This is a genomic window from Streptomyces sp. NPDC029152, assembly GCF_055564355.1.
Genome location: NZ_JBVHWR010000006.1, coordinates 221,763 through 245,063, shown reverse-complemented (window position 1 = coordinate 245,063; position 23,301 = coordinate 221,763). Strand labels below are relative to the sequence as shown.

The following is a 23,301-nucleotide window of genomic DNA, read 5'->3' as shown; positions in this document are numbered from 1 at the left end:
GGCGGCGCGGGCAGGATGCCGGACATGCCCTACCTGACGAGTCCCGTCCTCGCGCCCGGCACCCTCTCCTCCGTCCCGCAGCCCGTGATCCCCGCCGGTGACGGACTGGTCCTGCGTCCGTGGCGCATGGAGGACGCGCCCGCCGTCCATGCCGCCTTCCAGGACCCGGCGATGCACCAGTGGCACATCCGCGCCGCCGACTCCGAGGAGGAGGTGCGCGGCTGGATCGCCGAGTGGCAGCGGGCCTGGGAGCAGGAGCGGAGGCCGCAGTGGGCGGTCGCCGACGCGGCGACCGGCCGGCTCCACGGCCGCGTGGCGCTGCGGGAGGTGGTCCTCGGCGACGGGGTCGCCGAGGTCGCCTACTGGACCACGGCCGCCGCCCGCGGCCGGGGCGTCGCCACGCGCGCCACGACCGCGCTCGCCCGCTGGGCCCTGGACGAGATCGGCTTCCAGCGGCTGGAGCTGCTGCACTCCGTGGCCAACGAGGCGTCGTGCCGCGTCGCGCGCAAGAGCGGGTTCGCCCTGGAGGGCACCAAGCGGCGGGCCCTGCGGCACCCGGACGGCTGGCACGACATGCACCTGCACGCGCGCGTGCACGGCGACTGAGGCGGGGCGGCCCGGACGCCGCACGCCGGGGCGCGCGGGGCGGGGGGCCGTCGCGAAGCCGGACCGGCGGGGTGCCGCGTGCGGCGCCCGGCGCGCTGGGGTGGTCGCGCCCGCGTGAGGGCCGCCGCACCGCGCCCGGGACCGGACCCCTCACCGGTCCGGCGCCACGGCCGGCGCGGCGCGCCGTACCGTGCCGGGCGCCCGAGGCTTCCGGAGGGCCGTGCCGCGCTCGGCGGCGCCCCCGCCTACGCGGCCGGCGCGCCCTCCTGCTCCGCCTCGACGCGGGCGTTCCACTCCCGCTTGGACGCCTGCCAGCCGTCCTCGTCGTGGCCGAGGCGCCAGTAGCCGGAGATGGACAGGTCCTCGCGCGGGATCTCCCGCTCCACCCGCAGCAGCCTGCGCAGCTCCTTCACGCAGCCCGCCTCGCCGTGCACGAACGCGTGCACCCGGCCCGCGGGGAAGTCCAGGCCGCGCACGGCCTCGACCAGGGCCCGGCCCACCGGACGGTCGCCGCGGTGCAGCCAGACGACCTCCACGTCCGAGTCGATCTTCTGCTCCTCCTGGGGTCCCTCGACCTCGACGAAGGCGAACGCACGGGCGCCGTCGGGCAGCGACTCCAGGGACCGGGCGATCGCGGGCAGGGCGCTCTCGTCGCCGGCGAGCAGGTGCCAGTCGGCGGCCGGATCGGGGGCGTAGGCGCCGCCGGGACCCATGAAGCGGACGGTCTCGCCCGGCCGGACGCGCTTCGCCCAGGGTCCGGCCAGCCCCTCGTCACCGTGGATCACGAAGTCCAGGGTCAGCTCGCGGTGCTCGGCGTCCCACTGGCGCACCGTGTAGGTCCGGGTCACCGGCCACTGCTCGCGCGGGAACTCCTCGCGGATCCGCTCCATGTCGAAGGGCTCCGGGTAGGTCACGCCCCCGGCGGGGAACAGCAGCTTCACGTAGTGGTCGGTGCAGGTGTCCGCGGAGAACGCGGAGAGTCCCTCACCGCCGAGGACCACGCGCTGCATGTGCGGGGTCAGCCGCTCGGTGCGGACGACCTGTGCGGTGTGCGGCTTGCGCGGCCTGCGGCCCGGACGCTCTGCCATGACGGCCTCCCAGTCCCTGAGTTAGGTTTACCTAAGTTAGCACTCCTGTCCCAGTCGGGACCTCATGGCCTCAGGCTCCACGAGTCCCCCGGCGCAGGGTACGGTTTCCCCTCCTCCGGATACTGATTCCGGGCGCGGGCATCGCCCGCCTCGACGGTGCGGCTCAGGCGGTGAGCGTCGTCAGCAGCCGTTCCAGGGATCCGCCCAGACCCCAGCGGGCCGCGAGGCCCTCCAGCGCGGCCCCGTCGCGCGGGGTGTGCGGCAGTGCGGTGGGGACGTCCGGCAGCGGGACGTCGTCGGCGACCCGGACGACCTTGGGGGCGACCGCGAGGTACGGCCGGGCCTCGGTCAGCCGCTTGCGCTGCGAGGGCGTGAGCTTCGCCGCCGGGTCGTCGACCGCCGCGAGGATCCCGGCGAGGTCCCCGAACCCGGCGAGCAGCTTGGCGGCCGTCTTCTCGCCGATGCCGGCCACGCCCGGCAGGCCGTCGCTCGGGTCGCCGCGCAGCAGTGCCAGATCGGCGTACCCGCGGCCGTCGACGCCGTACTTCTCGCGCAGCACCGCCTCGTCGGTGAGCTGGAGCGTGCCGACGCCCTTGAGCGGGTAGAGCACGCGCACGCCGCGGGCGTCGTCGACGAGCTGGTAGAGGTCGCGGTCGCCGGTGACGATGTCCACCGGTCCCTCGGCGCGGGCGGTGTACGTGCCGATCACGTCGTCCGCCTCGTACCCGGGCACGCCGACGCGGGCGATGCCGAGCGCGTCGAGGACGGCCTCGATGACCGGCACCTGGGGGGACAGCGTGTCGGGCACCTCCTCGGCGTCCGGGCCCGCCGGGCGTTCCTCGGCGACGCGGTGCGCCTTGTAGGAGGGGATCAGCTCCACCCGCCAGTGCGGGCGCCAGTCGGCGTCCATGCAGGCCACCAGGTGCTCGGGACGGTGGTCCTTCACCAGGCGGTCGATGAAGTCGAGGAGTCCGCGCACGGCGTTCACCGGCGTGCCGTCGGGGGCCTTCACGGAGTCCGGCACGCCGAAGTAGGCGCGGAAGTAGAGGGAGGCGGTGTCGAGAAGCATCAGTCGTCCGGTCACGCCTCGCATCATGCCGCAGGTCACGCGGACGGGCGGTGGAGATCGTGTGAGCCGGATCACTCATGTGTTTGGGTCGGGGCGATCAGGGCAGGCGCGCAGCCGGGTCGTAGCTGGTTGATTCATTCAACTGTTAGTCAGGCTTCGTATCCCTGTCCCTGCCCCCGAGCCAAGAGGTAAGCGTGTCAGCGAGGCTAGAGGCGGAGCACCTGTACAAGGTGTTCGGCAGAAAACCGGATCAGGCGGTCGAACGGCTGCGGGAGTCGGCCGACCGGGAGGAGCTGCGCGCCGACGGCATCACGGCCGCGGTCATCGACGCCTCCTTCACCGTGGAGCCCGGAGAGATCTTCGTGGTCATGGGGCTGTCCGGATCCGGCAAGTCCACGCTGTTGCGCATGCTCAACGGCCTGCTGGAACCGACCGCCGGGCACGTCCGCTTCGGCGGGCAGGACCTCACCGAGATCAGCGAGCGACAGCTGCGCGAGGTCCGCTCCAAGAAGATCAGCATGGTCTTCCAGCACTTCGCGCTCTTCCCCCACCGCAGCGTCCGTGACAACGCCGCCTACGGCCTCGAAGTGCAGGGCGTGCCCCGCGCCGAGCGCGAACGCCGCGCCGACGAGGCGCTCGCCCTGTGCGGCCTGGCCGGCTGGGAGAAGTCGTGGCCGGACGAGCTGTCCGGCGGCATGCAGCAGCGCGTCGGCCTGGCCCGCGCGCTCGCCACCGACGCCGACCTGCTGCTGATGGACGAGTCGTTCAGCGCCCTGGACCCGCTGATCCGCCGCGACATGCAGGACCAGCTGATCGAGCTGCAGAAGACCCTGAAGAAGACCATCGTCTTCATCACCCACGACCTCAACGAGGCCATGCGCCTGGGCGACCGCATCGCCGTCATGCGCGACGGCCGCATCGTGCAGATAGGCACCGCGCAGGACATCCTCATGCGCCCCGCCAACGACTACGTCGCCTCCTTCACCCAGGACGTCGACCGCTCCCGCGTGCTCACCGCCGGCTCCGTCATGGACACCGACCTGAGCGGCGACGAGGCCGACTGCGACTGCGAGACGGCCACGCCCGACACGCCGTTCACCGAGCTGTGCGCGATCAGCGCCCGGGTGTCGCACCCGGTGGCGGTCCTCGACGCCGACGACCGGCTCGTCGGGGTCGTCCCGGCCCGGCGGCTCGTCGCCTTCCTGGGCGAGGAGCAGGCCGGGGCCGGTGCCTGCGCCACGCAGCGCGAGAAGGGCCCGGAGAAGGTGATGTCCCGTGCCTAGGATCCCGCTCGGCGACTGGGTCAACAGCGCGGTCGACTGGCTGCTCGCGCACGTCGCGTGGCTCTTCGACTTCTTCAAGACGGTCTTCACCGGCACCTACGACGGCATCAACGCCGTCCTGCAGGCCCCCGAACCGCTGCTGCTCGTCGGCATCTTCGCGGTCATCGCCTTCTGGCTGCGCGGCACGGTCGCCGGTGTCCTCACGTTCCTGGGATTCGCGTTCATCGTCTCCATGGAGCTGTGGGAGAACGCGATGATCACCCTGGCGCTGGTCCTCGTCGCCACGATCATCGCCCTGGTCGTCTCGGTGCCCGTGGGCATCTGGGCGGCCCGCTCCGACCGCGTCAGCGGCCTCGTCCGGCCCGTGCTGGACTTCATGCAGACGCTGCCCGCGATGATCTACCTCATCCCGGCGATCCTGTTCTTCGGCACCGGCGCCTCCGCGGGCATCGTCGCCACCCTGATCTTCGCGCTCGCCCCGGGCGTGCGCATGACCGAGCTGGGCATCCGGCAGGTCGACAAGGAACTGGTCGAGGCCGCCGAGGCCTTCGGCACCACGCCCCGCAACACCCTGCTGCGCGTCCAGCTCCCGCTGGCCCTGCCCACGGTGATGGCGGGCGTCAACCAGGTCATCATGCTCGGCCTGTCCATGGCCGCGATCGCCGGCATGGTCGGCACCGGCGGCCTCGGCGGCGACGTCAACGAGGCCATCGGCCAGCTCAACGTGGGCCTCGGCTCCGAGGCCGGCGTCGCCATCGTCATCCTGGCGATCTACCTGGACCGCATGACCAGCGCCCTGGGCACCCAGGTCTCCCCGCTCGGCCGCCGCGCCGCCGCCAAGGCCCGCAGCATGCGGGGCATGAAGATCTGGTCCTACCGGCCCCACCCCAAGGTCGCCGCCGTCGGCGTCGTCGTCCTCGCGCTGGTGGCCGGCGGCATGGGCGTCTTCGGCGGGAGCGGCGACGACGCCCCCGCCGTGGCCGCCGGCAAGAACGTCGGCCAGGGCAAGAAGGTCAGCATCGGCTACATCCCCTGGGACGAGGGCGTCGCCTCCACCTTCCTGTGGAAGGAGGTCCTCGAGCAGCGCGGCTTCCAGGTCGAGGTCAAGCAGTTCGAGGCCGGACCGCTGTACACCTCGCTCGCCCAGGGCAGCATCGACTTCCAGACCGACGCCTGGCTGCCGACGACGCACGAGCAGTACTGGAAGAAGTACAGCGAGCAGCTCGACGACCTCGGCGCCTGGTACGACCGGACGTCCCTGGAGCTGTCCGTCCCGGCGTACATGAAGGACATCGACTCCCTCGAGGACCTCAAGGGCAAGGCCGGCCTCTTCGGCGGCAGGATCACCGGCATCGAGGCCAGCGCCGGCGAGATGGCCCTGCTGAAGAGCAAGGTCCTCAAGGAGTACGGCCTGGACAAGGAGTACAAGGTCGTCGACAGCTCCACCCCGGCGATGCTGGCCGAGCTCAAGCGCGCCTACGCCAGGCAGGAGCCGATCGTCACCACGCTCTGGTCGCCGCACTGGGCGTACAACGACTACGACCTGAAGAAGCTCAAGGACCCGAAGGGCGCCTGGGGCGAGGGCGACGGCGTGCACACGCTGTCCCGCAAGGGATTCGCGGACGACAACCCGGTCGTCGGCACGTGGCTGAAGGACTTCTCGATGACCGAGAAGCAGCTCACCAGCCTGGAGGCCGAGATCAACAAGGCCGGCAAGGGCGGCCAGCAGGACGCCGTCCGCGCCTGGCTGAAGGCCGACCCCGGCATCGTCGACGAGCTGGCCCCGGTCTCCTCCGGGTCCGGCGCCACCCCGCCCGAGGCCGAGCGCGCCGTGGACGTCGCCTGGTTCCCCTGGGACGAGGACGTCGCCGTCACCCATCTCTGGAAGAACGTCCTGGAGCGGCGCGGCTACAAGCTGAACCTCAAGCAGATGGACGTCGGCCCGGTCTACACCGGCCTGGCCTCCGGCGACATCGACCTCAACTTCGACGCCTGGCTGCCGCACGCCCAGAAGAACTACTGGGACAAGAACAAGGACAAGCTCACCGACCTGGGCACCTGGTACCAGCCGACCTCCCTGGAGATCGCCGTCCCCTCGTACGTGAAGGACGTCAAGTCCCTCGCGGACCTCAAGGGCAAGGCCGACCTCTTCGACGGGAAGATCATCGGCATCGAGCCCGGCACCGGCGAGATGCAGCTGCTCAAGGACGAGGTCATGCCGGGCTACGGCCTGGACGAGGAGTACGAGGTCGTCGACGGCTCCACCCCGGCGATGCTGGCCGAGCTCAAGCGGGCCTACGCCAAGCACGAGCCCGTCGCCGTCGTCCTGTGGTCACCGCACTGGGCGTACAGCGAGTACGGGCTGACCAAGCTGAAGGACCCCAGGAAGGCCTTCGGCGAGGGCAACACGATCCGCACCATCTCCAGCAAGGCGTTCCCCGGCCAGTATCCGCAGCTCACCGAGTGGATCAAGAACTTCCGCATGAGCGAGGACGAGCTCGGCAGCCTGGAGGCCGAGATCAAGAACCGCGGCCAGGGCCACGAGGAGCAGGCGGTGGCCGCCTGGCTCGAGGAGCACCCGGACATGGTCGGGCGGATGACACCGCAGTAGTACGGCTTCCCGTACCCGACGTCCCCGAGGGGTGGGTCTCCGCGCTCGACAAGAGCGCGGAGACCCACCCCTCGGGTCGTTCCCGCCGGAACACGGATAGGATCCGGACAACCACGGAGCGCCATGCCACCACCCGATCCCGGCGGTGAGGGCGGAGCGGACCGGCGGGAACACGCAGAGCCGCCTGCGCCTTGAACCGGTAAGGCGCCCGTCGTACGGAGCGGGCGGCTCGTCGCGTGGCGAGAACCGTGAGGTCCCGGCCACCGCGCCGTGACAGCGATGTGACGGCCGCATGAAACGGTTTGCCGAACATGCGTAGGGTGCAGAGAACTCCTCGGGAGGACGGCGTCCCGGCACGGGACGGCGGTACGACGGCGACGGGCGAAGGAGGGAGCCGGAGCGATGGGCGACCACAAAGACCAGCAACTCCGGGTGGGCGCGGCCGTACGGCGGCGGCGCCGGACCCTGGAACTCACGCTCGCCGTCGTCGCCGAGCGCAGCGGCCTGTCCGTGCCCTTCCTGAGCCAGATCGAGAACGACCGGGCCCGCCCCAGCCGGAGCTCCCTGGAGAAGGTGGCCGACGCCCTGCGCACCACCGCCGTGGAGCTGCTCGCCGCGGCCGATCCCGCGTGCAGCGTGGACGTGGTCCGGGCCGAGGACCCCGATCCCGGGTTCACGCCCAAGGTGCGGTCCCTGGTGCGCGGACACCACCAGATGCACGCCTCGGAGTTCACCGGCGACCACGACGCGGGCCGGGAACTGCAGTACCGCAACGACCAGTTGATGTTCGTCGCCGAGGGCGCCGTGGAGATCGAGGCCGAGGGGCGCGCCTACCGGCTGGGACGCGGCGACACCCTGTACCTGACCGGCGGGGTGCGGCACCGCTGGCGGGCGACGGTGCCCGACACGCGGCTGATCGTCGTCGCCGTCGCCGAGCACATCGAGGCCGTACGGCACCGGCCGCGCCGGTGAGGCCGCGGTGAGGGTCGTCTCCCTGGTGCCGTCCCTGACGGAGTCCGTGGCCCGCACGCTCCCCGGCGCCCTGGTCGGCGCCACCGACTGGTGCACGCACCCGGCCGGCCTCGAGGTCGCCCGGATCGGCGGCACCAAGAACCCGGACGTCGAGCGGATCCTCGCCCTCGCCCCCGACCTGGTGCTCGCCAACGAGGAGGAGAACCGGACCCCCGACCTGGACGCCCTGCGCGCGGGCGGCGCCGAGGTCCTGGTCACCGAGGTGCGCACCGTCGCGCAGGCCCTCGCGGAGCTGGCCCGGGTCCTGACGGCCTGCGGTGCGCCGTCCCGGCCCCGGTGGCTGGACGCGGCCCGGGAGGCCTGGTCGTCCCTGCCCGTCCCGGAGCAGCGCGCCACGGCCGTCGTACCGGTCTGGCGCCGGCCCTGGATGGTGCTGGGCCGCGACACCTTTGCCGGTGACGTGCTCGCCCGCCTCGGCGTCGATCACCTGTACGCCGGTCACGCCGAGCGCTATCCGAAGGTCCCGGTGGAGGAACTGAGGGCGGCCCGCCCGGACGTCGTGGTGCTGCCGGACGAGCCGTACCGCTTCACCGCCGACGACGGACCCGAGGCCTTCCCCGGCCTGCCCTGCGCCCTCGTCGACGGGCGGTGCCTCACGTGGTACGGGCCGTCACTGGCCGAGGCGCCCCGGCTGCTGGGCGCGGCCCTGCGAGCAGCACGCCGCTGACCAGGCCGCGCGCGGTGTGCGCGGCGGCGACGGCCCAGGCGGCGAGAAGCAGGGCGTACAGGACGGCGGTGAGCACGTCGTAGGCGGCGAGACCGGTGTGCCGGGCGAGCGCCTCGCAACCGGTGACACAGGTGCCCACCGGGAAGGTGAACGACCACCACGTCATCGAGAAGCGCATGCCCCGGCGCCGGGCCCGCACGACGTGCGCGGCGGCGAGGGCCAGCCACATCAGCGCGAAGCCCGTCACCGGAACGCCGTACAGGACGGCGGACACGGCGAACCCCTCGGCGTACGGGCCGGGCAGGACACCGGGAGCCAGGTCCGCGAACGCGCCCGCGGCGGTCGTGGACTGCCCGAGCGGACCCAGCACCAGGAACAGCGACGGGGTGAGCGCGAGCGGCAGCGGACCGCCCGTGATCAGCCTGCCGAAGATCACCGGGAGTGTCATCAGGGTCGCGAGCAGGCTCAGCCCGAACATCGCGACGCAGGCGAGCAGCAGCGTCTGGCGGGGCTGCCCCGGCGGCAGGTGCGGGACCAGCAGCGGGCCGACGGCCGCGGACACCATCGGCGCGACGAGCGGCAGCAGCCACACGGGGCTCGCCTGGCCCGGCTCTGTCCGGTGCCGCACGGCCATCAGGTACGGGACGGCGACGGCCGCCGCGAGCCCGATCGCCGTCCCCGCCGTGAACAGCACGGCGTCGAGGGCGACGGCCGCCGGCTCGCCGGTCCAGTCCCGGCCCACGGTCACGGCGCCGCCGCCGACCGCCAGCAGGGCCATGGCCAGGCAGCCGTAGAAGGGGGCGGCGGACGGATCCAGCAGATGGGCGCGGGCCTGGTCGCGGTGGTGCCGCCAGTGCAGGGACCGGGCCACGAGCAGGGCCGTCAGCAGGACGAGGGACAGCGCCCAGACGGCGGTGCAGAGGGCGCGCAGACCGGGCACGTGCCAGGGGAGCGCGGCCCCCGCGGTGCCGACGACGGAGGTGCCCATGACGCACGCGTACCAGTTCGGGCCGAGGTGGCGGACGGCCGGGACGCGCCGTACCGGGGCGGAGGCGGGGGACAGGGGCTGGGCTGCGGTGACCATGATCCTACGGTCTCGGCGCCCGAAGTCCCCGACCAGGGACCATGCTCCTATGAGGACATAAGCTGGGGTTATGAGCAGCAGGAGTGTCAGGGGCAACGGGGAGGGCGGACCGGGCGAGCCGGGGCGGCACGTGGCGGCCTCGCTGTCGCACCGGGTGCCGGACCTCGGTGCCATGGAGCTGCTGCTGGCGGTGGCTCGGCTGGGCAGTCTCGGCGGGGCCGCGCGCGAGCTGGGCATCACCCAGCCGGCCGCCAGCAGCCGCATCCGCTCGATGGAGCGCCAGTTGGGAGTGGCCCTGGTGGACCGCTCGCCGCGCGGCTCCCGGCTCACCGACGCCGGCGCACTGGTCACGGACTGGGCGCGCCGGATCGTGGAGGCGGCCGAGGCCTTCGACGCGGGCGCGCAGGCGCTGCGGGACCGGAGGGACTCGCGGCTGCGGGTGGCGGCGAGCATGACCATCGCCGAGTACCTGCTGCCGGGCTGGCTGGTCGCCCTGCGCGGCCAGCTGCCGGGCACCGCCGTGTCGCTGCTCGCCGGGAACTCCGCGGCCGTGGCGGAGCGGCTGCTCGCCGACGAGGCCGACCTCGGGTTCGTGGAGGGCGTGAGCGTCCCGGCGGGCCTGGACTCCGCCGTCATCGCCCACGACCGCCTGATCGTCGTGGCGGCCCCCGCCCATCCGTGGGCGCGCCGACGCCGCCCCCTGGCCGCCGAGGAGCTGGCGGCGACCCCGTTGATCCTGCGGGAGGAGGGATCGGGCACCCGGCAGGTCCTGGACGCGGCCCTGGGCGGGCTGGCCCGTCCCCTGATCGAGCTGTCGTCGACCACCGCGGTGAAGGCCGCCGCCGTCAGCGGCGCCGGTCCGGCGGTCCTCAGCGAACTCGCCGTCGGCGAGGAGCTCACGACGCGGCGCCTGGTCAGTGTGCCCGTGGCGGACGTCGCCCTGGCGCGCGACCTGCGCGCCGTCTGGCCGACGGGCCACCGTCCGACGGGACCGGCGCGGCAGCTGCTGTCGCTGACCCGGGGGTGAGCCCGGCGGGGCGGGGCCGCGGGCGCGGCTCGTCCGACCGGAGCCCCGGCCCGTGGGCCCGGCGCCGCCCGGGGCACGGAAGGGGGGATGCGGGACGGCTCCGCGGGGCGTGAGGTGTGCCCGCGTGGGCGCGCGCCGGTGCCGCGGGCGGGGCCGGCGGTGCGCGGGAGCGGGCCGGGCACGGTCGGGGGCCGGCCCGCTCAGCCGGTCCCTTCCGGTCCCGCCGCGTCCACCAGGGCCCGCATCACCCGCGGGTCCTCGCCCATCTCCGGATGCCACTGCACGCCCAGGGCCCAGCCGTCGGCGGGCGGCAGCTCGATCGCCTCCACCGTTCCGTCCGCCGCGTGCGCCGAGACGGTCAGGCCCGTGCCGAGCCGGTCCACCGCCTGGTGGTGATACGTCGGCACGAACGTCTCCTCCGGCACGATCCCGGCGTACCGCGTCCCCGGCACCGGCGTGACCGGGTGGCCGCCGAACACGCCCACCGCCTCCGCGTGGCCCTCGATGTGCTGCACGAGCGTGCCGCCCAGGGCGACGTTCAGCAGCTGCATGCCCCGGCAGACGCCCAGCAGCGGGACGCGTGCCGCGAGGGCCGCCCCGATGAGCGCGAGCTCCCACGCGTCGCGGACGCGTGCGGGCGGACCGGTGCGCGGGTCGGGCTCGGCGCCGTAGCGGGCCGGCTCCACGTCGGGGCCGCCCGCGACGACCAGGCCGTCGAGGCGGGCGACGGTGGCGGCGGCGTGCTCCGGCGCGTCCGGCGGGAGCATGGCGGCCAGCCCGCCCGCCCGCTGCACGAGCCGCGGGTACCCGGCGGGAAGCAGCGCCGCCTCCAGCTCCCACACGCCCCAGCGCGCCCAGGACTCCAGGTACGTGCTGACGCCGATCAGCGGCCTGTCCGCCATCCGACCTCCCGCAAAAGGACCGTTCCCATACCTTTGCAGACCGGGCCGGTCCCACGACACCCCGCGGGGCGGAGCCTCACGCCAGGAACCCGCGCAGCAGCGCGGCCGTTCCCGCGCAGTGCTCCCGCATGATCTCCCGCGCCCCGTCCGCGTCCCCGTCGAGCACGGCCTCCACGAGCGCGGTGTGCTGCCGCTGGGAGTGCTCCAGGTTGCGCACCAGCAGCGGGATGCAGTCCAGCAGGCCGTTCACGCTCGCCCGTACGGCCGCGTACTGCGTGGCCAGCGTCGGCGAGCCGCACAGCTCCGCGAGGGCGAGGTGCAGCAGCGTGTCCCGTCGCCGGTACTCCGCAGGCGGGGCGTCGCGCGTGGCGTCCAGCGCCGCGCGCAGCCGCGCCGCCCGCCCGCCCGTCAGCCCGTGCGCGGCGCACAGCCCGGCCGCGCCCACCTCCAGCACCTCCCGGAAGCGCAGCACGTCCTCCAGGTCCACCCCGGCCACCCGGCGCCGCAGCTCGTCCTCGCCGCCGGTGTCCGGGCGCGGCAGCACGAACGTACCGCCGTACCGGCCGCGCCGGGCCTCCAGCAGCCCCTGGCCCTGGAGCACCTTCAGGACCTCGCGCAGCGTCACCCGGCTGACCCCCAGCCGCTCCGCCAGCTCGCGCTCCGCCGGCAGCCGGCCGCCCGCCGGCACCAGACCCAGACGGACCACCTGGAGGATCTGCTCCAGCGCCTCCTCGAAGCCGTTGCCGGCCCGCACCGGCCGCAGCACCGGCGTGAACCGGTCCGGCACGCTCCCCCCGTTCCCCTCCGGCATACGGCCGCGCCCCCTTCCCAAGCAATGGTTCCCGCCCATACCTTATGGGTCCCGGTCAAAAGGAGGCCCCTCCGTGGCAGACCGCACACCCCCGCTCGAGGTCGAGGAACTGCGCGCCCTGGTCGCGGGAGGTGACATCGACACCGTCGTCCTGGCCTTCCCCGACATGCAGGGGCGCCTGCAGGGCAAGCGGTTCGCCGCGCGGTTCTTCCTCGACGAGGTCCTCGCCCACGGCACCGAGGGCTGCAACTACCTCCTCGCCGTCGACACCGACATGAACACCGTCGACGGGTACGCGATGTCCTCCTGGGACCGCGGCTACGGCGACTTCGCGATGCGCGCCGACCCCGCCACCCTGCGCCGTCTGCCCTGGCACGAGGGCACGGCCCTGGTCGTCGCCGACCTCGCCTGGGACGACGGCTCCCCGGTGTCCGCCGCGCCCCGCCAGATCCTGCGCCGCCAGCTGGACCGCCTCGCCGCGCACGGCTGGAGCGCCCGGGTCGGCACGGAGCTGGAGTTCATCGTCTTCCGGGACACCTACGAACAGGCCTGGGACGCGGACTACCGCGCCCTGACCCCGGTCAACCAGTACAACATCGACTACTCGGTGCTCGGCACCGGCCGCATCGAGCCCCTGCTGCGCCGCATCCGCAACGAGATGGCCGGCGCCGGCCTCACCGTCGAGTCCGCCAAGGGCGAGTGCAACCCGGGCCAGCACGAGATCGCCTTCCGCTACGACGAGGCCCTCGTCACCTGCGACCAGCACGCCGTCTACAAGACCGGCGCGAAGGAGATCGCCGCCCAGGAGGGCATGTCGCTCACCTTCATGGCCAAGTACAACGAGCGCGAGGGCAACTCCTGCCACATCCACCTCTCCCTCGCCGACGCCGACGGGAACAGCGTCATGCCCGGCGACCGGGAGGGCGGCATGTCCGACGTCATGCGGCACTTCCTCGCCGGACAGCTCGCGGCGCTGCGCGAGTTCTCGCTGCTCTACGCCCCGAACATCAACAGCTACAAGCGCTTCCAGCCCGGCTCGTTCGCCCCGACCGCCGTCGCCTGGGGTCACGACAACCGCACCTGCGCCCTGCGCGTCGTCGGCCACGGCCGCTCCCTGCGCTTCGAGAACCGGCTCCCCGGCGGCGACGTCAACCCGTACCTCGCGGTGGCCGGCATGGTCGCGGCCGGCCTGCACGGCGTCGAACAGCGCCTGGAGCTGCCCGAGCCCTGCCCGGGCAACGCCTACGCCGCCGGTTTCGCGCACGTCCCGACCACCCTGCGCGAGGCCGCCGGACTGTGGGAGGACAGCGCCCTCGCCGAGGCCGCCTTCGGGGACGAGGTCGTCGCCCACTACCGCAACATGGCGCGCGTCGAACAGGACGCCTTCGACGCCGCGGTCACGGACTGGGAGCTGCGCCGCTCCTTCGAACGCCTGTGAGGTCACCGTTGTCCGACGTGCCCGACGTATCCGATGCATCCGACGTGCTGCGGGTGCTGAACCCCGCCACCGAAGAGGTCCTCGCGACCGTCCCCGCCGCAGGTGCCGCCGACGTGGACGCCGCCGTCGCACGGGCCGCACGGGCACAGACGGCCTGGGCGGCGGCCGCGCCCGGCGACCGGGCCCGGCTGCTGCGCCGGTTCGCCGCCGCCGTCGACGGGCACCTGGAGGAACTCGCCCTGCTGGAGGTGCGGGAGGCCGGGCACACCATCGGCAACGCCCGCTGGGAAGCGGGCAACGTGCGCGACCTGCTCGACTACGCCGCCGGGGGAGTGGAGCGGCTCACCGGACGGCAGATCCCGGTCGCCGGGGGGCTCGACGTCACGATCCTCGAACCGCTCGGCGTCGTCGGCGTCATCGCGCCCTGGAACTTCCCGATGCCGATCGCCGCCTGGGGCACGGCCCCCGCCCTCGCGGCCGGCAACGCGGTCCTCCTCAAGCCCGCCGAGACGACCCCGCTGACCGCCCTGCGCCTGGCCGAACTGGCCCTGGAGGCCGGACTGCCGCAGGACCTGTTCCAGGTGCTGCCGGGCCACGGGCCGGTCGCGGGCGACGCGCTGGTCGGCCACCCTGGCGTGGCGAAGATCGTCTTCACCGGGTCGACGGCCGTCGGCCGGCAGGTGGCGGCCAAGGGCGCGGCCCTCCTCAAGCCCGTCACCCTCGAACTCGGCGGCAAGAGCCCCAACATCGTCTTCGCCGACGCCGACCTGGAGGCCGCCGCGGCCGCCGCCCCCCTGTCCTTCCTCGACAACGCCGGCCAGGACTGCTGCGCCCGCACCCGCATCCTCGTCCAACGCGGCGTCCACGACCGCTTCCTCGGCCTCCTCGCCCCCGCGATCGAGTCCGTCCGCGTCGGCGACCCGGCCGACGAGGGCACCGACATGGGACCGCTGATCTCCCGCGCCCAGCTCGACCGCGTCCGCTCCTACGTCCCCGACGGCGCGGACGGCGTCCGCGGCAGGGCACCCGAGGGCGGCCCCGGCTTCTGGTTCCCGCCCACCGTCCTCACCGGCGTCGACCCGCGGGCACGCGTGGCCGTCGAGGAGGTCTTCGGGCCCGTCGCCGTCGTCCTGCCCTTCGAGGACGAGGCCGACGCGATCCGCCTGGCCAACGCCACCGACTACGGCCTGTCCGGCTCGGTCTGGACCCGGGACGTCGGCCGCGCCCTGCGCGTGTCGGGCGCCGTGCGCGCCGGGAACCTGTCCGTCAACTCCCACTCCAGCGTCCGCTACTGGACGCCGTTCGGCGGTGTCAAGCAGTCCGGGCTGGGCCGCGAGCTGGGCCCCGACGCGCTGACCGCCTTCACCGAGACCAAGAACGTCTTCCTCAGCAACGTCCCGTCGAGCACGGAGGGCCCCGCACAGTGACCGAAGCCACCGAAGCCGCCGAGGGCGTCGTCTGCCGCAGGCTCGTCGGCCGTACCGCCGTCGTCACCGGAGCCGGCAGCGGCATCGGCCTCGCATCCGCCCGCCGCCTCGCCTCCGAGGGGGCGCACGTCGTCTGCGGCGACGTGGACGAGGCCCGGGGCGAGGCGGCGGCCGAGGAGACCGGCGGCCTCTTCGTCCGGACCGACGTCACCGACCCCGAGCAGGTCGAAGCGCTGTTCGCGGCGGCGTACGACACCTACGGCAGCGTCGACGTCGCCTTCAACAACGCCGGCATCTCCCCGCCCGACGACGACTCCATCCTGGAGACCGGCCTGGAGGCGTGGAAACGCGTCCAGGAGGTCAACCTCACCTCCGTCTACCTGTGCTGCAGGGCGGCCATCCCCCACATGCGGCGCCAGGGCCGGGGCTCGATCATCAACACCGCGTCCTTCGTCGCGCGCATGGGCGCCGCCACCAGCCAGATCTCGTACACGGCCTCCAAGGGCGGCGTCCTCGCCATGTCCCGGGAGCTGGGCGTGCAGTTCGCCCGGGAGGGCATCCGGGTCAACGCCCTGTGCCCCGGCCCGGTCGACACCCCGCTGCTCCGGGAGCTGTTCGCCAAGGACCCGGAGCGGGCGGCGCGCCGGCTCGTCCACATCCCCCTCGGCCGCTTCGCCGAGGCCGAGGAGATCGCCGCCGCCGTCGCGTTCCTGGCCAGCGACGACTCCTCCTTCGTCAACGCCACCGACTTCCTGGTGGACGGCGGGATCTCCGGGGCGTACGTCACACCGCTGTAGGCCGCCCGTGCCCTCGTCCTACAGTGCCGGGATGAGCATGACGCCTCCGCCCGGCTGGTACCGCGACCCGTCGGCCCCGCACCGGGAACGCTGGTGGGACGGCACCGCCTGGACCGAACACCGGCGCGCGCCCGAGGGCTTCGGAGCGCCCGTGCCACCGGCCGTGCCGCCGGCCACGGGCGGCGGTCCGGGGCGGCGCCCGGCCGGCGGCGGCCGGAGCGCGAAGGCCGCCGCCCTCACCGCCGCCGCGGCGGTCCTGGCGGCGGCGATCGCCACGGGCGTCGTCCTCCTCGGCGAGGACGACGACAACGGCCCGCAGGCCCGGACCCCGCCGGCCGCGGCGACCTCCGCGACCTCGGCGGACCCCGCGCCGCGGACCGCGTCACCACCCCCCTCTCCGTCCCCCTCCGAGCCCTCCGCGGACGACCCCGCCGTCGTCGAGGACCAGCTCAACGGCATCACCTTCCCGCTGCCGGCCGGCTGGGTGCGCCCGCAGCACGTCCCCGGGGACGACGTCGTGATGACCACGGACGGCACCTACGACTGCCCCGGCGACGGCGGCGTGTGCCGGCACGGCCTCGTCATCTCCCGCACGGTCACCGCGACCGCCGAGAGCTCCCCCAAGGCCCTCGCCGAGCAGGACATCGAGGACGCCGTCGACGACGCCTACGACCGCGACGCGCTCGGCGGCGAGCCCTTCGGCGGCGTCGAGTCCCACGAGGCCGTCGCGTCCGGACCGGTCGCGGTCGCCGGACGCGCCGGGTACTACGTGCGCCGGCGGGTGACGACGGCCGAGGGCCCCGGTGGCTACGTGCAGTCGATGGTGTTCCCCTCCACCGTCGGCACCGGGTCCCCGGTCCTCGTCCGCTACGTCTTCGACGCCGGCGAGGACGGACCGCCGCTCGCCGACATGGACCGGATCACCAAGGGGATCCGGCCCGTCGGCGACGCGGACACAGGCGGCGGCGTGGGCAGCGGCATCGGCCCCTCGGCCTGACCTACAGGTAGGTGCGGCCCTCGCCCCGGTACGTCGGCACCGTCGCCGTGACCGCGTCCCCCTCCACCAGGTGCAGCGCGTCGAACCGCTCGCACAGCTCACCGGCCTTGGCGTGCCGGAACCACACCTTGTCGCCGACGAGCAGGTCGTCCGCGGGCGAGCCCAGCAGCGGCGTCTGCACCTCGCCGGCGCCCTCCTGGGGGTCGTAGCGCAGTCCCTCGGGCAGGTACGGCACCGGGAGCCGGTCGGCGCCGGCCGCGCCGGAGGCCGGATAGCCGCCGCCGAGCACGGTCACCACCCCGACGCCGGGGCGCCGCACCACGGGCTGGGCGAACAGGGCCGCCGGACGCCCGCTGAACGACGTGTAGTTGTCGAACAGCCGCGGCACGTACAGCCCGGACCCGGCGGCGATCTCGGTCACCGCGTCCTCCGCGGCGGTGTGCTGCACGCTGCCCGTGCCACCGCCGTTGACGAACTCCAGGCCCGGCACCACGGCCCGCACCGCCCGCACCACCGCGGCGCGCCGCTCGGCGAGTTCACGCCGGGCGGCGGCCTGCATCAGCCGCACCGCCCGCGACCGCAGCGGCCGCCCCGCCACCGCGTCCCCGACCCCGGCGACATGTCCCTCGTACGCCATGACGCCGACGACCTCGAACCCCGGCCGCCGGGCCACCGCCCGGGCGAGGTCGGCGACCTGCGCGGGGGAGTGCAGCGGGGACCGCCGCGCCCCCACCCGCACCCGCCCGCCCAGCAGCCGCAGCGAGGTGTCCAGCTCCAGGCAGACCCGCACCACTTCCCGGCCGCCGTCCCGGGCCGCGTCGATGAACCGCAGCTGCGCCGGGTCGTCGATCATCACGGTGACGGCGGAGGCCAGCTTGGGGTCGGAGGCCAGCTCCGCGTACCCGGCGCGGTCCGCGGACGGATAGGCGAGCAGCACGTCCTCGAACCCGGAGCGCGCCAGCCACAGGGACTCGGCCAGCGTGAAGGACATGATCCCCGCGAACCCGTCCCGGGCCAGGACGCGTTCGAGCAGGGCACGGCAGCGTACGGACTTGCTGGCGACCCGGACCGGCTTCCCGCCGGCCCGGCGGACCAGGTCGTCCGCGTTGGCGTCGAAAGCCTCCAGGTCCACGATCGCCACGGGGGCGTCCAGATGGGCGGTGGCCCGGTCGTAACGGGCCCGGTCGGCGGCGCGCGCAGTCATGGACGCAGCCTGCCAGACGGGATTACCGCAGGGTAGGGGGACGTTCCGGGCCAATGCCACGAGCGCGCGGACCGGTTCCCCTCCGGGCGGGGGCACGCCGTAGAGTGACGCGCACGCACGGCGGAGCGGCCCGGGCGGCAGGGCCCCGGGCCCGCGCCGGGATGGCGGCCCGCCCGTGCGGGTATGCGTGCCCGGGACGGCCAGTCCGCTCCGGGCCCGGGCAGGAGAAGGCCGGCCCGCGCCGGAGACCGGCCCGGGCCCGAGGAAACGGGGGGTGCATGAGCACGGAAGCACGCCGCGCCTCCCTCCCCCCACGCCCCTCGGCCCCGCCCCCCGGCGACGCAGCCCAGCCGCTTCCCCCGCCGCGCCCCGCCACACCGCCGGCCACCGGCGCCCCCCGCCCCCCGAGCGTGCCGCCGGCCGCCGACGCCACGTCACCGGGCCCCGGGGCCCCACGCCGCCCCGGGGAGCCGCCGCGCCCGGACACCGCGCCGTCCGGCGACCAGCCGGCGCCCCGCGGCGCCCGGCACGACGCGGGCGCACCGACCGGCCCCGGCACAGCGGCGCGCTCCGGCACCTCGCCGGGCCCGGGGGCACCCCGCCGTCCCGCCGCGCCGCCGCGTCCCGACGTCCCCCCGGCCACGGGCACCCGCCCTGGGCGGGGCATCTCGCCGGGACCCGGCCCCGCGCCGGACGCGGGCCCGCCTGCCCGCCCCGGCACGCCGCACGACGCGGGCGCACCGCCCCGCCCCGGCACGCCGCAGGCGCCGGGCGGTGCCTCCACGCCCCCGCCGCCGCGTGCCACCGCCCGCTTCCCGGACGCCCCGCCGGCCGTCGGCCGTGACGGCGCCGCGGCCGAAGGGCCGCGGGGGCGTGCCGTACCGCCGGAAGGCCGTCCCGCGGGCGCTCCCGCGGAAACCCCGTCGGAGACGACCACGCGCCTGCGCCCGGTCCCGGCGCGGCCCGAGCCGCACGCCCCCGACCCGGCCCTGTCGTGGGGCACCGCCTCCGGGCCGCGGCCGCTCGTGTCGTTCGCCGAACCCGAGGGGTACGACGAGCACGCCCGGCCGCGCCCGCTCGGCGGGCGCCTGCGGCCCCGGGCCGTCGCCGCGGCCGTCTGCCTGGTGCTCGGGGCCGGCCTCGTCACCGGCGCCCTCACCGGCAGCTGGCTCGCCGGGGACCCCGGCGACGCCGACGCGCGCAGCGCCTTCGCCGCCGCCGGGGACCTGTGGCACAGCGTCCCGGTCGACCAGCTCTTCCCGCCCACCGTGCAGGGGCAGGGCGCCGGCCCCGGCGGCGCCGACCGCACCTGGACCCGCATCGCCGTCGCCCCGGACAGCGGCTGCGCGGACGCCTTCGACCCGCTGCTGGCCAAGGCACTCGCCCCGGTCGGCTGCGCACGCCTGCTGCGCGCCACCTACACCGACGCCACCCAGAGCCACGTCACCACCGTCGGCCTGCTCTTCACCAAGGCCGACGCCGCCGCCATGACCTCGCTGGCGAGCCGGTTCGAGAAGGAGGGCCTGGCCCGGCGCGCCGACCTCGTGCCGCTGCCCCACGCCGCCGGGGACACCGCCGCCGCAGGCTTCGACGCGGACGCGCGCGCCTCGTGGACCGTCTCCGTCCTCACCGACGCCCCCGTCGTCGTCTACGCCGTCTCCGGCTGGGCCGACGGCCGCACCGTCGACCGGCCCGAACCCGCGGAGGAGGCCATGGAGACCGGCGCCACCTCCGCCCCGGCCCAGGCCGGCCTCGGCCACGAGGCGCAGGGTCTCGCCGACCGCGTCGAACGCGCCCTGCGCAAGAACGTCGGCACCGCCACGGAGCAGCCCTCGTGACCACCGCCACCCGCCGGACCGGCGGCGCCCTGGCCGTCCTCCTCGCCGCCGCCCTCGTCCTCGCCCCGGCGCCCGCCGCGCACGCCGACGGCATCCGCGCCAGACAGTGGGCCCTCGACGCCCTGCACACCGACGAGGCGTGGCGCACCACCAAGGGCGCGGGCGTCACCGTCGCCGTCCTGGACACCGGCGTCGAGGCCGACCACCCCGACCTGGCCGGGAACGTCCTCACCGGCACCGACCTGGTCGGCTTCGGCGCGAGCGAGGGCGACCGGGCCTGGGCCCGGCACGGCACCGCCATGGCCGGGATCATCGCCGGTCACGGCCACGGCCCCGGCAACGCCGAGGGCGTCATGGGCATCGCGCCCGAGGCCAGGATCCTCCCCGTCCGCGTGATCCTCGAGGACGGCGACCCCGCCCGCGCCAAGGCCCGCAAGACCCGCGGCAGCGCCCTCGCCGAGGGCATCCGCTGGGCGGCCGACCACGGCGCCGACGTCATCAACCTCTCCCTCGGCGACGACTCCGCCTCCGCCCACCCCGAACCCGCCGAGGACGAGGCCGTCCAGTACGCCCTGAAGAAGGGCGTGGTCGTCGTCGCCTCGGCCGGCAACGGCGGCGAGAAGGGCGACCACGTCTCCTACCCGGCCGCCTACCCGGGCGTCATCGCCGCGACCGCCGTCGACCGCTTCGGCACCCGGGCCTCCTTCTCCACCCGCCGCTGGTACGCCACGGTCAGCGCCCCCGGCGTCGACGTGATCATCGCCGACCCGGACCACCGCTACTACGAGGGCTGGGGCACCAGCGCCGCCTCCGCGTTCGTCTCCGGCGCCGCCGCCCTGGTCAGGTCGGCCCACCCGGACCTCACCCCCGCCCAGGTCAAGAAGCTCCTGGAGGACACGGCCCGCAACGCCCCCGCCGACGGGCGCGACGACTCCCGTGGCTTCGGCTTCGTCGACCCCGCCGCCGCCATCGAGGCCGCCGGACGCCTGAAGCCGCGGGGACTGGACCCGGCGGCCTACGGCGAGAAGTACTTCGGCTCCGGACCGGACGCCCCCGCCTCCCACGACGACCCCTCGGCCTGGGCGGTCCCGCTGGCCGGCGGCGCGGGCGGCGTCCTGATCGTCGCGTCCGTCGTCCTGTGGCGCGGCCGCCGCGCACGCTACGGCGACTTCTGATCCCCGGCCGCGCCGTCCCCGTCGGCCGCCCGCCCGCCGTCCGCGCCGGCGAACACCGACACCGCCGCCCGCGCCGCCGCCTCGGTGAGCGAGATGCCCTCCGCCCGGGTCGCGCTGCCCCGCGAGACCACCGCCACCAGGCGGTCGTGGCCGCCGGACGTCACCCGCCCGATGCTGTTGACCACCCACAGTCCGGTGGTGCTGCGCCGCAGCCAGCCGTTCTTCAGCGCCCACGCACCGCCGGTGCCGTCGGCCGCAGCCGACACGCCCCACCGCTGGTCCTCGGCGATCCGCCCCATCAGCACCCGCAGATACGTCCGCGAGGCCTCGCTCAGCGCGGAGCCCTCCGACTCGAACACCTGCCGCAGCAGCATGACCTGGTCGGCGGCCGTCGTCCGGGTCAGTCCCCACAGCGGCCCGTCGCCGCCCTCGGTCGCGGTGAGACCGAAGCGCTCGTTCGCGGCGTCGAGCCCCTCCGCCGCCCCGATCGCCTGCCACAGCGCCGTCGTCGCGTCGTTGTCGCTGTTCTCGATCATGTCGACGGCGTACGCCTTCTCCCCGGCGGTCGGCGTCCGCCCCGCGTCCTGGGCCCGCAGCAGCAGCGCCGCCAGGATGTCGACCTTGACGATGCTCGCGGTGTCGAAGACGCCCGAGCCGTACGCGGCGCCCTCCCCGGACTCCGGGTCGAGCACCGCCACCGACACCTCGGCGCCGTCCGGCACGGACACCGCCTCCATCGCCGCCGCCGGCAGCGCGTCCCGGTCCACGGCCGTCCTCGTCGCGCTCTCCACCGGCGCCTCCCCCTCCGCGCTCGCCGACGCCGCCGACGGCAGGGCGCCCGCGTCCGGACGCGCCCGCGCCGTCACGTACACCGTCCCGGCGGCGGTGGCGCCCAGCACGGTGACCGCGGCGAGGGCGGCGCAGAACAGGGCGCGGCGCCGGGACGGGCGGGCGCGACGGCGCCGCCGGACTCCGGAGGACTCCATGTCCGCGATGCTCGGGGCGGCGGCTGTGCGTACCGTCGGACGGAGGTGAAGCGCGGCTCAGAGATCCCTGAGAGGCCGGTGAGGACCGCCCACCGCCCCCCGATAGGGTCGGGGACCGTGGCGAACAAGAACATTCCCGACCCCGGCTTCTCCGACGACGACGGCTCCGCCGACCCCCGGCTGAGCGCGGCGCTCGCCGCCTGGGCCGAGGACCGCACCGCCCTGGCGCCCGTGCTGGAGGCGCTCAAGGGCGCCCGGCTGCTCGTGCCCGTCGTGGCCGTCCTCGGGGAGGTCGAGGAGGACGAGAACGGACTGCGCCGCGAGAAGACCAGCGACATGGCCGTACCGACCCTGAAGGCCGAGGGCCGCACCGCCCTGCCCGCCTTCACCTCCACCGACTCGCTCGCCCGCTGGGACCCCGAGGCCCGGCCCGTCGCCGTACCGCTGCACCAGGCCCTGCAGGCCGCCGCCCACGAGAAGGCGGACGCGGTCGTGCTGGACATGGCCGGACCGGTGCCGTTCGAGCTGAGCGGGGCGGCCCTGCTGGCGCTCGCCGAGGGACGTACGACGACCGATCCGCTCGCCGATCCGGCGGTCGTCGAGGCCGTACGCGGTGCCGTGGCCGCCGAGCCCGCCGTCCTGCGCGCCCACCTCGGACCGGGACGGGCGGACGGCACCCTGGCGCTGGTCCTCGATCCCGCCGCGGCACCGGCCGAGGCCGCCCGCGCCGTCGCCGGTCGGCTGGCCGCCGACGAGACGCTGAGGGCCCGCCTGGTGCGCGGCCTCGACCTGGCGCTGCTGCCGGCCGGGGCGACGCCTCCGGGCGAGCCCTTGTACGTGCGGGGTTAGCTCAGCCGTAGACGGCTCCGGTGTACTTCTCGCCCGGGCCCTGGCCCGGCTCGTCCGGCACCAGCGACGCCTCGCGGAACGCCAGCTGGAGCGACTTCAGCCCGTCGCGCAGCGGCGCCGCGTGGAACGAGCTGATCTCGGTCGTGCTCGCGTCCAGCAGGCCGGCCAGCGCGTGCACCAGCTTGCGCGCCTCGTCCAGGTCCTTGTGGGCGTCGCCCTCCTCGGTCAGACCGAGCTTCACGGCGGCGGCGCTCATCAGATTGACGGCGACCGTCACGATCACCTCGACCGCGGGAACCTCCGCGATGTCGCGGGTCATGGCGTCGAAGTCGGGCGTCTCAGGAGGGGTCTCACTCATGCCGCTCACGATAGGCGCAGGAAGGGGCGGGGCCCCACTCGGTCTCGGTTAG

The 23,301-nt window shown here is 74.9% G+C and carries 21 protein-coding genes; 13 read left to right on the top strand and 8 right to left on the bottom strand.

Annotated elements, in window-relative coordinates; genetic code table 11:
- Positions 1 to 24 precede the first annotated feature (24 nt).
- Positions 25 to 606, top strand: a complete 582-nt coding sequence (locus ACZ4V6_RS15365) for a GNAT family N-acetyltransferase (protein ID WP_467826978.1) — start codon at positions 25 to 27, stop codon at positions 604 to 606.
- Between the two features lie 245 nt (positions 607 to 851).
- Here ACZ4V6_RS15365 and ACZ4V6_RS15360 read toward each other — a convergent pair whose 3' ends face one another.
- Both ACZ4V6_RS15360 and ACZ4V6_RS15355 read right to left on the bottom strand, forming a co-directional pair.
- The gene (locus tag ACZ4V6_RS15360; protein WP_467826975.1) at positions 852 to 1,694 is read right to left on the bottom strand and encodes a siderophore-interacting protein; all 843 of its coding nucleotides are present in this window, start codon (positions 1,692 to 1,694) and stop codon (positions 852 to 854) included.
- A 163-nt stretch (positions 1,695 to 1,857) separates the two neighbouring features.
- Positions 1,858 to 2,763: a 5'-3' exonuclease gene (locus ACZ4V6_RS15355; protein WP_467827383.1), complete on the bottom strand. Its 906-nt coding sequence runs from the start codon at positions 2,761 to 2,763 to the stop codon at positions 1,858 to 1,860.
- Between the two features lie 194 nt (positions 2,764 to 2,957).
- Here ACZ4V6_RS15355 and ACZ4V6_RS15350 point away from each other — a divergent pair, with 194 nt between their 5' ends.
- From ACZ4V6_RS15350 to ACZ4V6_RS15335, 4 genes are all read left to right on the top strand, one after another.
- A complete protein-coding gene (locus ACZ4V6_RS15350; RefSeq protein WP_467826972.1) occupies positions 2,958 to 4,046 on the top strand; it encodes a quaternary amine ABC transporter ATP-binding protein in 1,089 nt (362 codons plus the stop codon).
- Positions 4,039 to 6,657: an ABC transporter permease/substrate binding protein gene (locus ACZ4V6_RS15345; protein ID WP_467826970.1), complete on the top strand. Its 2,619-nt coding sequence runs from the start codon at positions 4,039 to 4,041 to the stop codon at positions 6,655 to 6,657. Before ACZ4V6_RS15350 ends, ACZ4V6_RS15345 begins: the two co-directional genes overlap by 8 nt.
- A gap of 402 nt (positions 6,658 to 7,059) precedes the next feature.
- Positions 7,060 to 7,629 carry a helix-turn-helix domain-containing protein gene (locus ACZ4V6_RS15340; protein ID WP_467826967.1) on the top strand — a complete coding sequence of 190 codons (570 nt, stop codon included), beginning with the start codon at positions 7,060 to 7,062 and terminating at the stop codon, positions 7,627 to 7,629.
- Positions 7,630 to 7,636: 7 nt separating this feature from the next.
- Positions 7,637 to 8,356, top strand: coding sequence for a helical backbone metal receptor (locus tag ACZ4V6_RS15335; RefSeq protein ID WP_467826964.1), 720 nt, complete (start codon positions 7,637 to 7,639; stop codon positions 8,354 to 8,356).
- On the opposite strand, the gene ACZ4V6_RS15330 is transcribed toward ACZ4V6_RS15335, so the two are convergent.
- A complete protein-coding gene (locus ACZ4V6_RS15330; protein WP_467826961.1) occupies positions 8,283 to 9,440 on the bottom strand; it encodes a TDT family transporter in 1,158 nt (385 codons plus the stop codon). The genes ACZ4V6_RS15335 and ACZ4V6_RS15330 overlap by 74 nt on opposite strands.
- A 70-nt stretch (positions 9,441 to 9,510) precedes the next feature.
- Between ACZ4V6_RS15330 and ACZ4V6_RS15325 the strand changes: the two genes are divergently transcribed.
- A complete protein-coding gene (locus tag ACZ4V6_RS15325; RefSeq protein WP_467826958.1) occupies positions 9,511 to 10,467 on the top strand; it encodes a LysR family transcriptional regulator in 957 nt (318 codons plus the stop codon).
- Positions 10,468 to 10,667: 200 nt separating this feature from the next.
- Here the strand turns inward: ACZ4V6_RS15325 and ACZ4V6_RS15320 are convergent, their stop codons facing one another.
- Positions 10,668 to 11,369: a gamma-glutamyl-gamma-aminobutyrate hydrolase family protein gene (locus ACZ4V6_RS15320; RefSeq protein ID WP_467826955.1), complete on the bottom strand. Its 702-nt coding sequence runs from the start codon at positions 11,367 to 11,369 to the stop codon at positions 10,668 to 10,670.
- Between the two features lie 76 nt (positions 11,370 to 11,445).
- On the bottom strand, positions 11,446 to 12,180 hold the full coding sequence (locus tag ACZ4V6_RS15315; protein ID WP_467826952.1) for a FadR/GntR family transcriptional regulator: 735 nt from the start codon (positions 12,178 to 12,180) through the stop codon (positions 11,446 to 11,448).
- Between the two features lie 73 nt (positions 12,181 to 12,253).
- On the opposite strand from ACZ4V6_RS15315, the gene ACZ4V6_RS15310 reads away from it, so the two are divergent.
- The 4 genes from ACZ4V6_RS15310 to ACZ4V6_RS15295 are packed head-to-tail and all read left to right on the top strand — an operon-like array spanning position 12,254 to position 16,839.
- Positions 12,254 to 13,618, top strand: coding sequence for a glutamine synthetase family protein (locus ACZ4V6_RS15310; protein ID WP_467826949.1), 1,365 nt, complete (start codon positions 12,254 to 12,256; stop codon positions 13,616 to 13,618).
- Between the two features lie 17 nt (positions 13,619 to 13,635).
- The gene (locus ACZ4V6_RS15305) at positions 13,636 to 15,045 is read left to right on the top strand and encodes an aldehyde dehydrogenase family protein (RefSeq protein ID WP_467826945.1); all 1,410 of its coding nucleotides are present in this window, start codon (positions 13,636 to 13,638) and stop codon (positions 15,043 to 15,045) included.
- A complete protein-coding gene (locus tag ACZ4V6_RS15300; RefSeq protein ID WP_467826943.1) occupies positions 15,042 to 15,842 on the top strand; it encodes a 3-oxoacyl-ACP reductase in 801 nt (266 codons plus the stop codon). Before ACZ4V6_RS15305 ends, ACZ4V6_RS15300 begins: the two co-directional genes overlap by 4 nt.
- A 37-nt stretch (positions 15,843 to 15,879) precedes the next feature.
- Positions 15,880 to 16,839, top strand: coding sequence for a DUF2510 domain-containing protein (locus ACZ4V6_RS15295; protein ID WP_467827381.1), 960 nt, complete (start codon positions 15,880 to 15,882; stop codon positions 16,837 to 16,839).
- Position 16,840: 1 nt separating this feature from the next.
- Here the strand turns inward: ACZ4V6_RS15295 and ACZ4V6_RS15290 are convergent, their stop codons facing one another.
- Entirely contained in the window at positions 16,841 to 18,043 is a 1,203-nt protein-coding gene (locus tag ACZ4V6_RS15290; protein WP_467826940.1) for an amino acid deaminase/aldolase, read from the bottom strand.
- 1,025 nt (positions 18,044 to 19,068) lie between these two features.
- On the opposite strand from ACZ4V6_RS15290, the gene ACZ4V6_RS15285 reads away from it, so the two are divergent.
- Both ACZ4V6_RS15285 and mycP read left to right on the top strand, forming a co-directional pair.
- Positions 19,069 to 19,881 carry a hypothetical protein gene (locus ACZ4V6_RS15285; protein ID WP_467826938.1) on the top strand — a complete coding sequence of 271 codons (813 nt, stop codon included), beginning with the start codon at positions 19,069 to 19,071 and terminating at the stop codon, positions 19,879 to 19,881.
- Entirely contained in the window at positions 19,878 to 21,056 is a 1,179-nt protein-coding gene (gene mycP, locus ACZ4V6_RS15280) for a type VII secretion-associated serine protease mycosin (protein ID WP_467826935.1), read from the top strand. Before ACZ4V6_RS15285 ends, mycP begins: the two co-directional genes overlap by 4 nt.
- On the opposite strand, the gene ACZ4V6_RS15275 is transcribed toward mycP, so the two are convergent.
- The gene (locus ACZ4V6_RS15275) at positions 21,041 to 22,042 is read right to left on the bottom strand and encodes a serine hydrolase (protein WP_467826933.1); all 1,002 of its coding nucleotides are present in this window, start codon (positions 22,040 to 22,042) and stop codon (positions 21,041 to 21,043) included. The genes mycP and ACZ4V6_RS15275 overlap by 16 nt on opposite strands.
- A 117-nt stretch (positions 22,043 to 22,159) precedes the next feature.
- On the opposite strand from ACZ4V6_RS15275, the gene ACZ4V6_RS15270 reads away from it, so the two are divergent.
- The gene (locus tag ACZ4V6_RS15270) at positions 22,160 to 22,891 is read left to right on the top strand and encodes an SseB family protein (protein ID WP_467826930.1); all 732 of its coding nucleotides are present in this window, start codon (positions 22,160 to 22,162) and stop codon (positions 22,889 to 22,891) included.
- 1 nt (position 22,892) lies between these two features.
- On the opposite strand, the gene ACZ4V6_RS15265 is transcribed toward ACZ4V6_RS15270, so the two are convergent.
- Positions 22,893 to 23,249 (bottom strand): DUF1844 domain-containing protein, encoded by a 357-nt coding sequence (locus ACZ4V6_RS15265; protein WP_467826927.1) that lies wholly within the window; start codon positions 23,247 to 23,249, stop codon positions 22,893 to 22,895.
- Between the last annotated feature and the right edge of the window lie 52 nt (positions 23,250 to 23,301).

Coding starts and splice junctions, on each gene's coding strand:
- ACZ4V6_RS15290 (WP_467826940.1), bottom strand. CDS start 18,043: ATGACTGCGCGCGCCGCCGACCGGGCCCGTTACGACCGGGCCACCGCC.
- ACZ4V6_RS15295 (WP_467827381.1), top strand. CDS start 15,880: ATGACGCCTCCGCCCGGCTGGTACCGCGACCCGTCGGCCCCGCACCGG.
- ACZ4V6_RS15320 (WP_467826955.1), bottom strand. CDS start 11,369: ATGGCGGACAGGCCGCTGATCGGCGTCAGCACGTACCTGGAGTCCTGG.
- ACZ4V6_RS15275 (WP_467826933.1), bottom strand. CDS start 22,042: ATGGAGTCCTCCGGAGTCCGGCGGCGCCGTCGCGCCCGCCCGTCCCGG.
- ACZ4V6_RS15355 (WP_467827383.1), bottom strand. CDS start 2,763: ATGCTTCTCGACACCGCCTCCCTCTACTTCCGCGCCTACTTCGGCGTG.
- ACZ4V6_RS15330 (WP_467826961.1), bottom strand. CDS start 9,440: ATGGTCACCGCAGCCCAGCCCCTGTCCCCCGCCTCCGCCCCGGTACGG.
- ACZ4V6_RS15340 (WP_467826967.1), top strand. CDS start 7,060: ATGGGCGACCACAAAGACCAGCAACTCCGGGTGGGCGCGGCCGTACGG.
- ACZ4V6_RS15365 (WP_467826978.1), top strand. CDS start 25: ATGCCCTACCTGACGAGTCCCGTCCTCGCGCCCGGCACCCTCTCCTCC.
- ACZ4V6_RS15360 (WP_467826975.1), bottom strand. CDS start 1,694: ATGGCAGAGCGTCCGGGCCGCAGGCCGCGCAAGCCGCACACCGCACAG.
- ACZ4V6_RS15325 (WP_467826958.1), top strand. CDS start 9,511: ATGAGCAGCAGGAGTGTCAGGGGCAACGGGGAGGGCGGACCGGGCGAG.
- ACZ4V6_RS15315 (WP_467826952.1), bottom strand. CDS start 12,180: ATGCCGGAGGGGAACGGGGGGAGCGTGCCGGACCGGTTCACGCCGGTG.
- ACZ4V6_RS15265 (WP_467826927.1), bottom strand. CDS start 23,249: ATGAGTGAGACCCCTCCTGAGACGCCCGACTTCGACGCCATGACCCGC.